Annotated in this window: 8 protein-coding genes; all 8 read right to left on the bottom strand. The window is 73.3% G+C overall.

The genetic code is table 11. From position 1 onward, the window contains the following. Nucleotides 1–3: 3 nt before the first annotated feature. The gene (gene rho / locus V6U82_RS15720; RefSeq protein ID WP_334461890.1) at nt 4–2,076 is read right to left on the bottom strand and encodes a transcription termination factor Rho; all 2,073 of its coding nucleotides are present in this window, start codon (nt 2,074–2,076) and stop codon (nt 4–6) included. Between the two features lie 335 nt (nt 2,077–2,411). Next, nucleotides 2,412–3,314 carry a homoserine kinase gene (thrB, locus tag V6U82_RS15725; RefSeq protein WP_334461891.1) on the bottom strand — a complete coding sequence of 301 codons (903 nt, stop codon included), beginning with the start codon at nt 3,312–3,314 and terminating at the stop codon, nt 2,412–2,414. A gap of 64 nt (nt 3,315–3,378) precedes the next feature. Next, the gene (locus tag V6U82_RS15730) at nt 3,379–4,623 is read right to left on the bottom strand and encodes an MFS transporter (protein WP_120573342.1); all 1,245 of its coding nucleotides are present in this window, start codon (nt 4,621–4,623) and stop codon (nt 3,379–3,381) included. A 9-nt stretch (nt 4,624–4,632) separates the two neighbouring features. Then, the gene (locus tag V6U82_RS15735; RefSeq protein WP_334461894.1) at nt 4,633–5,454 is read right to left on the bottom strand and encodes a polysaccharide deacetylase family protein; all 822 of its coding nucleotides are present in this window, start codon (nt 5,452–5,454) and stop codon (nt 4,633–4,635) included. A gap of 116 nt (nt 5,455–5,570) precedes the next feature. Next, nucleotides 5,571–8,813: an efflux RND transporter permease subunit gene (locus V6U82_RS15740; protein WP_334461896.1), complete on the bottom strand. Its 3,243-nt coding sequence runs from the start codon at nt 8,811–8,813 to the stop codon at nt 5,571–5,573. Nucleotides 8,814–8,925: 112 nt separating this feature from the next. Then, complete coding sequence (thrC, locus tag V6U82_RS15745; RefSeq protein ID WP_120573339.1) at nt 8,926–9,975, bottom strand: threonine synthase; 1,050 nt, start codon at nt 9,973–9,975, stop codon at nt 8,926–8,928. A 112-nt stretch (nt 9,976–10,087) separates the two neighbouring features. Then, the gene (locus V6U82_RS15750; protein WP_334461900.1) at nt 10,088–11,392 is read right to left on the bottom strand and encodes a homoserine dehydrogenase; all 1,305 of its coding nucleotides are present in this window, start codon (nt 11,390–11,392) and stop codon (nt 10,088–10,090) included. Beyond that, entirely contained in the window at nt 11,389–12,774 is a 1,386-nt protein-coding gene (gene lysA, locus V6U82_RS15755; RefSeq protein ID WP_120573337.1) for a diaminopimelate decarboxylase, read from the bottom strand. Before lysA ends, V6U82_RS15750 begins: the two co-directional genes overlap by 4 nt. Nucleotides 12,775–12,785: the final 11 nt, after the last annotated feature.

Below are 12,785 nucleotides of genomic sequence, written 5' to 3' on the forward strand. Positions count from 1 at the left end.
AGCTCACTCGCCCGGAGTGGACTTCGCGATCTGCATCAGGAACTCGATGTTGGTGCGGGACTGCTTGAGCCGGTCCAGCAGGAGGTCGAGCGCCGCCTGCGAGTCCAGCGAGTGCAGCACCTTGCGGAGCTTGTGGATGATCGCCAGCTCCTCCGGCGCGAGCAGGACCTCCTCCTTGCGGGTGCCGGAGGGGTTGATGTCGATCGCCGGGAAGACCCGCTTGTCGGCGATCTTCCGGTCCAGCTTCAGCTCGGCGTTACCCGTGCCCTTGAACTCCTCGAAGATGACCGTGTCCGCCATGGATCCGGTCTCCACCAGCGCGGTGGCGAGAATGGTCAGCGAACCGCCGTTCTCGATGTTGCGCGCCGCGCCGAGGAAGCGCTTGGGCGGGTAGAGCGCGGTGGAGTCGATACCACCCGACATGATCCGGCCGCTGGCCGGCGCCGCCAGGTTGTACGACCGCCCGAGCCGGGTCACCGAGTCGAGCAGCACGACCACGTCGTGCCCCAGCTCGACCAGGCGCTTCGCCCGCTCGATCGCCAGCTCGGCGACCGTGGTGTGGTCCTGCGGCGGACGGTCGAACGTGGCCGCGATGACCTCGCCCTTCACCGACCGCTGCATGTCGGTGACCTCTTCCGGCCGCTCGTCCACCAGCACCACCATCAGGTGGCACTCCGGGTTGTTGCGGGTGATCGCGTTCGCGATCGCCTGCAGCACCATCGTCTTACCGGCCTTCGGCGGCGACACGATGAGCGCCCGCTGGCCCTTGCCGATCGGCATGACCAGGTCGATCACCCGGGTGGTGAGGATGTGCGGCTCGGTCTCCAGCCGCAGGCGCTCCTGCGGGTAGAGCGGGGTGAGCTTGTAGAACTCCGGCCGGCGCTTCGCCTCGTCCGGCTCCATCCCGTTGATGGTGTCCAGCCGGACCAGCGGGTTGTACTTGTCGCGCCGCTGCTCGCCGTCCCGCGCGGCCCGCACGGCGCCGGTGATCGCGTCACCGCGGCGCAGGCCGTACTTCTTGATCTGGGACATCGAGACGTACACGTCGTTCGGGCCGGCCAGGTAGCCGGTGGTCCGGACGAAGGCGTAGTTGTCGAGCACGTCGATGATGCCGGCGACCGGGACGAGCACGTCGTCCTCGCCGACCTGCGGCTCGCGGCCGCCACCGTTGTCGCCCTCGCCCCGCTCGCCGCGGCCGCGACGACGGTCCCGGAACCGGCTGCGCCGGCCCCGCCGGCCGCCGCCCTCGCCGTCGTCGTCGCCGTCGTTGTCCCGCTCGGCGCGCTGACCACGGTCGTTGCGGTCACCCCGGTCGTTGCGGTCGTTGCGGTCGTTGCGGTCACCGCGCTCGTTGCGCTCGGCGCGCTCGCCCCGCTCGGCCCGCTCGTTGCGGTCGCCACGCTCGGCCCGGTCGCCACGCTCGGCGCGATCGCCACGCTCGGCGCGGTCACCACGGTCGTTGCGCTCGCCACGGTCGGCCCGCTCGCCGCCGCGCTCGGCGCGGTCACCGCCGCGCTCGCCGCGCTCACGGCCCCGGCCCTCGTTGCGCTCACCGCGCTCGGCCCGGTCACCGCCACGCTCGGCCCGCTCGCCGGTCTCGGCGGGCGCCTCCTCGGCGCGCGTCGTCTCGGCCGGTCGCGCCTCGGCCGCCGGCGTCTCGGCCGGTCGCGCCTCGGTGGTCGCGGCGGCGGCCCGGCTGCGGCGGCCACGGGTACGACCCTCGGTCACCTCGGCGGCCGGCGCCTGCTCGGCGGGGCGTGCCTCGGCCCGCTCCTCACGGACCTCCGCGTGCACCTCCTCACGGGCGGGAGCGGCCGCAGCCGCCACCTCGGCTCGCGGTCGAGGGGTTCCGGCCGCGGCGCCGCCCTGCTGCCGCTCGGTGATGGCACTGATCAGCTCGCCCTTGCGCATGCGAGCGGTACCAGAGATGCCGAGCGACGCGGCCAGGCTCTGGAGCTCCGGCAGCAGCATCGCCGACAGACCGGTGCCGCTCCGCCGGCGGCGCGTGGGGGCGGCGGTGGTGGCATCGCCAGCGACGTTGGAAACATCCGACGTCACGTCGGTGGTGTCGCTCAATGGATTCCTTCCCTCGATAGGCCGGGCTGCCCGGAGTCGTGGAACCAGGTGGCCGGGCGGCCTCGGTGCACCCGCCTCGCATGACGCGTCGCGGGAGTCTGTGACACAGCAGCCGGTGGTTTCCCGACTCACCACCATCGGTGAGCAGGTCTCGCCGTCTGCGGCGACCTGTGGAAACTGCGGCGCGGCGTGGGCCTTGAGCAGGGGTGACGGGCTACCGCCGAGAGCTTCGGGGGTGCGCCGAACCGCAGGAAGATCGCATGCTTCGCGGCTGTGCTAGGTCTAGAGCGTAATCGCCTCGTCCGACCTGCGGCAACAGGGCCCCGCTCGGCGTGTCAAAGTCTACCCCGGATGACCCGGGCACCGCTGACATCTATCGGCAACTCCCACCGGCGCCAATCTGTTCCCGCCTGGAATCCCGCCGGGACCTCGGAGAGCGCCAGTACCGTCGGGCCCGCCCCACTGACCACAGCCGCCACATCCGCCGCACGCAGCGCGGCGGCGAGCGCCGCCGTGGCCGGCATCCCCGGCGCCCGCTGGTCCTGGTGCAGCCGGTCGACGGTGGCGGGCAGCAGCAGCGCGGGATCGGCCGTCAGCGCGTGCACCAGCAGAGCCGCCCGGCCCGCGTTGAACGCCGCGTCGGCGTGCGGCACGGTGGCCGGCAGCGCCGCCCGGGCCACCGAGGTCAGACCGCGCTCGGCGGGCACGAAGACGGTCGGGCGCACGGCCGGCACCACCGGCAGCGAGACCGCCCGCGCGCCGCCCGGTTCCGTCCAGGCGATCGTGAAGCCGCCCAGCAGGCAGGGCGCGACGTTGTCCGGATGCCCCTCCAGCTCCGCCGCCAGCCGAAGCGCGGCGTCGTCGTCCAGCCGCCGGTCGCCGTCGGCCACCAGCGCACGGGCCGCCAGCACCCCGGCCACGATCGCCGCCGACGACGAGCCGAGCCCCCGGGCCTGCGGGATGCGGTTGACGCACTCCAGCGCCAGGCCGGCCGGCTGCGCGCCGAGCGCGTCGAAGGTGGCCCGCATGGCGGTGACGATCAGGTGCCGCTCGTCCGACGGCAGCTCACCGGCGCCCTCGCCGGTGACCGACACCCGCACGCCGCCGTCGGTCACCTCGGCCGTGACGTCGTCGTGGCGGCCGAGGGCCAGACCGAGCGCGTCGAAGCCGGGGCCCAGGTTGGCGCTGGTCGCGGGCACCCGGACCCGCACCGGGCCGGGGGTGAATGTGGTCGGCACCGGCTCATGCTAGGACGTCACCCCGACAGCCCGGCCGGACCGCCCGGAGCGTGGGACCGGCGTGTCAGCCGGTGCGCTCGGGGGTCGGCGTGTCGACCGGGTCGGTGAGCGAGAGCCGCCGGGTGGCGAACCGCCAGCCGATCGCGTACACGACTGTGACCAGGCCACAGCCGGCCAGCACGGTGCGCTCGTCCACCCGGTCCACCACGAGCGCCACCACCAGCTGGCTCACCGCGATGGCGAGCGTCGCCAGCATCATGTCGGTGGCGAAGACCCGCCCGCGGAGCCGGTCCGGCACCTCGCCCTGCAACGCGTAGTTGGACAGCACCCAGTTGCTGCCGCCGCCCAGGTGGGCCAGGAACACCAGGACCAGTACCAGCGGGAACCAGGTCACCACCGAGGCGCCCAGGTAGGCCAGGCCGTACATCGACATGGACAGCGCCAGGCCGGTGAGCAGCCAGGCCCTGTTGCTCAGCACCCGGCGCATCATGATCGGGCCGACCAGCGCCCCGGCGCCGCGGGCGGCGAAGAGCAACCCGGCCCCGACCGCGCCGACGCCGTACACCCCGGCGAGCAGCGGGAAGACGGTGAGCACGCCGTTGCCCAGGCCGACCGCCGACTTGACCGTGACCAGGGCCAGCACGCGCGGGCGGTGGGCGATGTAGCGCAGGGCCTCCCGGATGGCCGCCCAGGTGCGCGGCACCGTCGCCGCCGGGTCGCGCGGCGCCTGCAACGGCCGGCGGATCAGCGCGGCCAGGCCCGCGGCGGCGAGCAGGCCGACGGCGGCCACCCAGAAGCTGGCGTACGGGCCGGCCACGGCGCTCAGGATGCCGCCGAGCGAGGCGCCGACCACTGTCATCGTGCCCCATGCCGAGCCGGCGACCGCGTTGCCGGCGGCCAGGTCCTCCGGGTCGACCACGTTGGGCAGAGCGGCCTGGGCGGCCGGCGAGTAGAACGCCTTCGCCACCGCCACCAGCGCGATCGCCGCCAGCGCCAGCCAGGCCGTACCGGCACTGCGCACGCCGAGCAGCAGCAGCACCCCGGCGAGCGCGCCCACGTTGGCCACCATCATCACCTTGCGGCGGTCGAACCGGTCGGCGATCGTCCCGGCGTACGGGAGCAGCAACGCGGTCGTGCCGGTGTCCACCGCCAGCACCAGCGCACCCCAGACGCCGCTGCCGGTCAGCTCGGGCAGCAGCACCAGCAGCGGCACCATGACGAACCAGTCCGCGCCGAAGACCACCAGCTCGGCGAGGAACAGATGGCGGAAGTCGCGGTTGCGGACGAGGACCGAGAGGGTGGGTGACACGCGGGCACCCTACCGGGCCGCCCCGGGCGTGGCAGCGCGGCGCAGCAGGTCGGAGACCGTGACGAAGGTGTATCCCCGGGCCCGCAGACCGTTGATCATGTCGGGCAGGCCGCGGAGTGCGACGAGCCGGCCGTCGTTGCCGACGTCGTGGCCGAGCAGGATCGTGCCGGGTCGCACGTCGGCGACGATCCGCCGGGCGTGCCCGGCCGGGTCGTGCGGGAACTCGCTCTCGACCATCTGGAGCGTCCAGAGCACCAGGCGGTAGCCCAGCCGGGCCGACGCGTACAGCACCGAGCCGCCCAGGTGCCCCCAGGGCGGGCGGAGCAGTCGGGGCGCCGAACCGGTGGCCGCCGTGATCGCGTCGTGGCTGCGGCGCAGGTCGTCGTAGACCGTCGCGGCGTCCATCCGGGCCAGGTCGCGGTGCGCCCAGCTGTGGTTGCCGACCTCGTGGGTGCCCATCCGGCCCCGGACCAGGGTGGCGTGCTCGCGGGCCCGCTCACCGACCAGGAAGAAGGTGGCCGGCACCCGGTGCTCGTCGAGCGTGTCGAGCACCATCGGGGTCCACTGTGGGCGGGGGCCGTCGTCGAAGGTGAGCGCCACCAGGGGTTCCTCGGTGCGGACGCCCCAGACGACCTGCATCCCGCCGGTGCCGACGTCCTGGTGGCGGTTGCCGAGCGTGGCGCTGGCCGGGCCGCCCGAGATCGGGAGCCGGCGGTCGGCGACCCAGGTGCTCTCGACGGTCGCGACGGAGCCGACCACCGCCCCGCCGAGCAGGAGCGCGGAGCGGCGCAGCACGGTACGCCGATCCCACCGGCCCGCACCCCCCGCCATCACGCCTCCGAACCGAAAGTAGGCAGCAGCTCACTGAGCGTACCGCCCGGTGCGGCTCGGGTGTGTCCCGCGCGCCGAGTGCCGGGAGGTGCCCGCGCGGGGCCCCTCCCGGCCGGTCACTCGGTGGGCGGGAGCGGCGACTGGCGGCTCTTGGGCAGGCGGAGCACCTCGAACTGGTCGGTGCCGTCGACCAGCGCGCCCGACGGGCGGGCCGGCGGCGGCGCCACGGCCCGCTCCTCGGCCCGCTCCCCGCCGCCGACCGCCACCGGCACCGGGTCCGGCTCCGGCCGCGGCTCGACCGGCTCGGGGGCGCCGCCCCGCCGCCGGTTCCGGAACGAGCCCTTGGTGTGCTCGACCATGGTGTAGAGCGTCGGCACCAGCACCAGCGTCAGCAGCGTCGAGCTGAGCAGGCCGCCGATCACCACGATCGCCAGCGGCTTGGAGATGAAGCCACCCTCACCGGTCAGGCCGAGCGCCATCGGCAGCAACGCGAAGATGGTGGCGACGGCGGTCATCAGGATCGGCCGGAGCCGCCGCCGGCCGCCCTCGACCACGGCCTCGGTCACGTCCATGCCCTGGGCCCGGTACTGGTTGATCAGATCCAGCAGCACGATCGCGTTCGTCACCACGATGCCGACGAGCATGAGCACGCCGATCAGCGCCGGCACACCCAGCGGCGTGCCGGTGACCAGCAGCAGACCGATCGCGCCGGTCGCGGCGAACGGCACCGAGATCAGCAGGATCAGCGCCTGGGTCAGGCTGCGGAACGTCGCCACCATGATCAGGAAGACGATCGCGATGGCGGCCAGCACCGCGAGCCCGAGGTCCGCGAACGCGTCGGCCTGGTCGGCGCTGACACCGCCGATCACGTACGTGGCGCCCGGCACGTCCAGCGCGTCCAGCCGCTTCTGCAGCTCCTGCGTGGTGGCGCCGAGGTTCGAGCCGGTCGCCGTGCCGGTGACCGAGACGCTGCGCTCCCCGTCGATCCGGGTCACCAGCTGCGGGCCGTCGACCTGCTCGACGTCGGCGATCGCGTCCAGCGGCACCGCGCCGACCCGCAGCGCCCGCAGCTCCTCGACGGTCAGCGGCGGCCGGGCACCGCTGCTGAGAACCACGTTCTGCGCCGTACCGTCGAGCGTCACCTGCCCGAGCGGCGCCCCCCGGTACGTCTGCGCGACGAGCTGCCCGACGGCCGCCTCGGTGAGACCCGCGCGGGCCGCGGCCACCCGGTCCACTGTCACCTCGACGCGCGGCACCTGGGTGGCGAGGCTGCTGGTGACGTCCTCCACGCCCGGCGTGCCGGCCATCGCGCCCCGTACCGCCTCGGCCGCCCGGGTCAGCGTCTCCTGGTCGGCGGCCTGCACGACCACCTCGACCTGGTTGGCGGAGGCGTTCTGCCCGCCGCCGAACGTCAGCTCGCCCACCTCCGGGCCGAGCGCGTCGAGCTCCTTGCGCAGGCCCTGCCGTACCGTCGCGGCGTCGGTGTCGTCGGAGAGCGACAGCGACCAGGTAGCCCGGTCGCTGCCGCCGCCGGCGAACGGGTTGTCCCCGCCACCGGCGCTGACCTGGTAGGTCTCCACCCCAGGGGTACGCCGCAGCACCTCCTCGACCCGCGCGGCGGCCCGGTCGGTGCCGGCGAGCGAGGTGCCGGCCGGCATCTCCTGCCGGATGGCGAGCGTGTCCTGGCCGGAGTCGTCCAGGAAGTTCGTCTCCAGCTTCTGCGCCAGGCCGAACGTGCCCAGGAGCACGAGCAGGCCGAGGCCCACCGTGGCCCAGCGGGTCTTCCGCGAGCGGGTGGCGAAGTCGATCACCGGCAGGTACGCCCGCTGCAACGGGTTGCGCAGCTCCTTCTCCTCGGCGGCGCGCCGGGCGGCGGCGTCGTCGGCGCCGCCGCGCGGCCGCAGGAACCAGTACGCCAGCACCGGGATGACGGTCAGCGACACCAGCAGCGAGGCGAGCAGCGCCACCGTCACGGTGATCGCGAACGGGGCGAACAGCTGCCCCACGAAGCCGCCCACCAGGGCGATCGGCGCGAACACGGCGACCGTGGTGAGCGTGGACGCGGTCACCGCGCCGGCCACCTCGCGGACCGCGGTGAGGATCGCGTCGCGCTTCGGTTCGCCGTACTCCAGATGGCGTTTGATGTTCTCCAGCACCACGATGGAGTCGTCCACCACCCGCCCGACGGCGATGGTCAGCGCGCCGAGGGTGAGCAGGTTCAGCGAGTAGTCGCCGGACCAGAGCACGATCAGCGCGACCAGCACGGACAGCGGGATGGACACCGCGGTGACCACCGTGGAGCGCACCGACAGCAGGAAGACCAGGATCACCACGACCGCCATGACCAGGCCCAGCAGGCCCTCGGTGGTCAGGCTCTCGATGGACTTCTCGACGAACGGGGCCTGGTCGAAGACCACTGTCAGTTCGGCGCCCGCGGCGTCGCCCAGCTCGTCCAGCCGGTCCCGGATCTCGTGCGAGATCTCCACCGCGTTGCCGTCCGGAGCGGCGGTCACCGCGATGCCGAGGCTCGGCTTGCCGTTGGTGCGGGTGAACGAGGTGGCCGGGGCGAGCTGCTGCTCCACTGCGGCCACGTCGCCGAGGCGTACCGGGGCGGCGGGGGCCGTGGTGAGCACGATGCCGCGCAGGTCGTCGAGCGTACGGATCGGCGTGCCCACCTGCACCGGCAGCGACCGGTCGCCGTCGGCGAGCGCGCCAGCCGGCACGGCCACGCCGTTGCTCTTGAGCGCCGAGGCGATGGCGGTCGGCGCCACCTTGGCGGCGGCCAGCTTCGCCGGGTCCGGCGTGATTGTGACGACCTGGTTCCGGGCGCCGGTGACGTCCACCGCGCGGACGCCGTCCAGCGCCTCCAGCTCCGGTACGACGGCGCTGCGCAGCTTCTCCGCCAGCGCCCGCTCGTCGCCGTCACCGGTCGCGGCGACCACCACGGCGGGCAGGTCGTCGGTGCTGCCGGCGATCACCTGCGGGTCGACGCCCTCGGGGAGCTGGGAGTCGATCCGGTTGAGCACGGTCTCCATCTTGTTGACCACGTCGTCCAGGTCGGTGCCGAACTCGTACTGCACCTGGACCGTGGCCGCGCCCTCGCGCGAGGTCGAGGTGACCTTGTCCAGGCCCGGGATGCCCTTGAGGCTGTTCTCGATCGGCTCGGCGACCTGGGATTCCACGATCTCCGGCGCGGCGCCCGGGTACGTCGCCACGATGAACGCGGCGGGGAACTCCAGCGACGGCAGGAGCTGCTGCTTCAGCGACGGCACGGCGAACAGGCCGAAGGCCGTGGTCACCAACGCGATGAGGGCGATCAGCCCCCGGTTGGCGAGGCTGAATCTGGCGAGCAGCGACATCGGCGTTACTCACTCCTGGAGAGGTGTCTGCGGGGGTGTCTGAGTCTGCCGCACGCCCCGGCACTCCCGGCATCCGCCCCAGCCGATGACACTTCCGATGAAGCGGGAGCCCTCAGACCAGGTCGAGGGAGCGGGCGGCGGCCAGCGCGTCGTTGGCGATGGTCACCGGCGCCGGGGCGGTGGAGATGGCCCACTCCGGGTCCTTCAGGCCGTGCCCGGTCACGGTGCAGACCACGCGCGACCCGGCCGGCACCCGGCCGGCGGCGGCCTGCTGGAGCAGACCGGCGACGCTGGCCGCGCTGCCCAGCTCGACGAAGACGCCCACCTCGCGGGCCAGCAGCCGGTACGCCGACAGGATCTCCCGGTCGGTGACCGCCGAGATCAGACCGTCGGAGGCGTCCCGCGCGTCGATCGCCTTCGTCCAGCTCGCCGGGTTGCCGATCCGGATGGCGGTGGCGATCGTCGACGGCTCCGGCACCACCTGCCCGGTGACGATCGGGGCGGCGCCGGCCGCCTGGAAGCCGTACATCCGGGGCGCCTTCGTGGCGTTGCCGTCGCGCAGGTCCTCGGAGTAGCCCATCCAGTACGCGGTGATGTTGCCGGCGTTGCCGACCGGCAGGCAGTGGATGTCGGGCGCGTCGCCGAGCGCCTCGACGATCTCGAAGGCGGCGGTCTTCTGGCCGTGCAGCCGGTCGATGTTGACGGAGTTGACCAGCGCGACCGGGTAGTCCTGGGCGAGCTTGCCGGCGAGCCCGAGGCAGTCGTCGAAGTTGCCCTGCACCTGGAGCAGCTTCGCGCCGTGCACGAGCGCCTGAGCCAGCTTGCCCAGCGCGATCTTGCCCTGCGGCACCAGCACCGCGCAGGTGATCCCGGCGCGGGCCGCGTACGCGGCGGCGGAGGCGCTGGTGTTGCCGGTGGAGGCGCAGATGATCGCCTTGTCACCGGCCTCGACGGCCTTGGAGACCGCAACGGTCATGCCGCGGTCCTTGAACGAGCCGGTCGGGTTGGCGCCCTCGACCTTGAGCCACACGTCCGCGCCGACCCGGGCGGAGAGCACCGGCGCCGGCAGCAGCGGCGTGTTGCCCTCGTGCAGGGTGACGACGGGAGTCGCCCCGGTGACCGGCAGCCGATCCCGGTACGCCTCGATCAGTCCCCGCCACATGTCGTGCTCCTCGCCTCCGTCGCCCCGCTCCGGGGCCTGTCACCAGCGTGGACCAGCCTGCCCGGCCGGCCACCGGCACACCCTGCTCTAACCATCAGGCGGGACGCGCGGGTTACGCGCCACCCTCCACCCGCAGCACACTCGTCACCGAACGGACGATGTCGAGTCCGCGCAGCTCACCAACGGTGGCCGCGAGCGCGGCATCGGGCGCGACGTGGGTGACGATGACCAGTTCGGCGTCCCCGCCGGCCGGGCCCTGCCGGACCGTGGCGATGGACACCTCGTGCCGGGCGAAGACGCCTGCCACCCCGGCCAGCACGCCCGGCCGGTCGGCCACGTCGAGGCTGATGTGGTAGCGGGTGAGCGCCTCGCCCATCGGCCGCACCGGCAGGTCCGCGTACGCCGACTCGCTCGCCGCGTGCACCCCGGCGAGGCGGTTGCGGGCCACCGCCACCACGTCGCCGAGCACCGCGCTGGCGGTGGGCGCACCACCGGCGCCCCGGCCGTAGAACATGAGCTGCCCGGCGGCGTCGGCCTCGACGAAGACCGCGTTGAACGCGTCGCCGACGCTCGCGAGCGGGTGCGTCAGCGGGATCATCGCCGGGTGCACCCGGACGTTGACTGTCTCCCGGCCCTGCGCGTCGACGCCCCGGGCCGCGATGCAGAGCAGCTTGATCGTGCAGCCCATGGCCTTGGCGCTGGCCACGTCGGCGGCGGTCACCTCGGTGATGCCCTCACGGTGCACGTCGGCGGCGGTCACCCGGGTGTGGAACGCCAGCGAGGCGAGGATGGCGGCCTTGGCGGCGGCGTCGAAGCCCTCCACGTCGGCCGTCGGGTCCGCCTCGGCGTACCCCAGCTCGGTGGCCTCCTCCAGCGCCTCGGCGAACCCGGCGCCGGTGGAGTCCATGGCGGAGAGGATGAAGTTCGTGGTGCCGTTCACGATGCCGGTGACCCGGGTGATCCGGTCGCCGTGCAGCGACTCGCGCAGCGGGCGCAGCAGCGGGATGGCCCCGGCGACGCTGGCCTCGTAGTAGAGGTCGGCGCCGCCCTCGGCGGCGGCGTCGTGCAGCGTCGCGCCGTCCTCGGCGAGCAGCGCCTTGTTGGCGGTGACCACGCTCTTGCCCGCGCGCAGCGCCTCGACCAGCCAGCCTCGGGCCGGCTCGATGCCGCCGACCACCTCGACCACCACGTCCACGTCGTCGCGCTTGATCAGCCCGAGCGCGTCGGTGGTGAACAGTGCCGGGTCGACCGGCAGGTCGCCGCGGTCACGGCCGATCCGGCGTACGGCGATCCCGGCGATCTCCAACGGGGCGCCGATCCGGGCGGCGAGGTCTTCCGACTGCTCGTGCAGCAGCCGGACCACGTCGCTGCCGACAGTGCCGCAGCCGAGCAGCGCCAAGCGAACCGGTGAGGTCATCCCACATCCAATGCCAGCAGGTCGTCTTCGGTCTCCCGGCGGACGATCAGCCGCGCCCGACCTTCGCGGACGGCGACGACCGGGGGCCGCGGGACATGGTTGTAGTTGCTCGCCATGCTCCGGCAGTAGGCCCCGGTGCCGGGCACCGCGACAAGATCTCCGGGCTGCACGTCAGCGGGCAGGAATTCATCCTTCACCACGATGTCCCCGGACTCACAATGCTTTCCCACCACGCGGGCGAGCATCGGCTGTGCGGTCGACGTGCGGTTCGCCAGCGTGGCCGAGTACGAGGCGTCGTAGAGCGCGGTACGGATGTTGTCACTCATCCCCCCGTCCACACTGACGTACGTCCGCAGGCCGTCCACATCTTTCACGGTCCCGGCCTGATAGAGCGTGAACACGGCCGGACCGACGATCGCGCGGCCCGGCTCGACCGACAGGTGCGGCACGGCGAGGTTCTCCGCCGCGCACTCCCCGTCGACGATCTTGCGCAGGCGCTTCGCCAGGTCGTGCGGTGACGCCGGGTCGTCCTGCGTGGTGTACGCGATGCCGAAGCCGCCGCCCAGGTCCAGCTCGGGCAGCTCCACACCCCGGGCGTCGCGGATCTGCGACTGGAGGGCGAGCACCCGGCGGGCGGACACCTCGAAACCGCTGGCGTCGAAGATCTGCGAGCCGATGTGCGAGTGCAGGCCGCGCAGCTCCAGCACGTCCTCGTCGAGGATCTTGAAGGCGGCCGCCGCGGCGGCGCCGCCCGCGAGCGAGAAGCCGAACTTCTGGTCCTCGTGCGCGGTGGCGATGAACTCGTGGGTGTGCGCCTCCACGCCGACGGTGACCCGGACCAGCACCTTCGGGCGTACCCCGCGCTCGCGGGCCAGCTCGGTGAGCCGGTCGATCTCGGTGAACGAGTCGACGATGATCCGGCCCACGCCGGCGTCCACCGCCCGGGTCAGCTCCGCCACCGACTTGTTGTTGCCGTGGAAGCCGATCCTCTCCGGCGGCATCCCGGCCGACAGCGCGGTGGCCAGCTCGCCGCCGGTGCAGACGTCGAGGAACATGCCCTCCTCGGCGATCATGCGGACCACGGCGCGGCACAGGAACGCCTTGCCGGCGTAGTAGACGTCCGCGTCCGGGAAGGCCGCCCGGAACTCGCGGCAGCGCTCGCGCAGGTCGTCCTCGTCCAGCACGTACGCCGGGGTGCCGTACTCCGCGGCCAGGTCGCGGACGTCCAGGCCCGCGACGGTGAGCGCGCCGCCGGGGCCGCGCGCCACGTTGCGCGGCCACAGTTGCGGCACCAGGGCGTTGACGTCGACCGGGGTACGCAGCCACGCGGGCCCCCGGGTGCCGATCTCGCCGTGCAGTGCGCCTGCCTCGTGAGCCCGCATGTCTACTCGTC

This window comes from Micromonospora sp. CPCC 205554, assembly GCF_036902745.1.
In the GTDB taxonomy this organism is placed as follows: domain Bacteria; phylum Actinomycetota; class Actinomycetes; order Mycobacteriales; family Micromonosporaceae; genus Micromonospora; species Micromonospora tulbaghiae.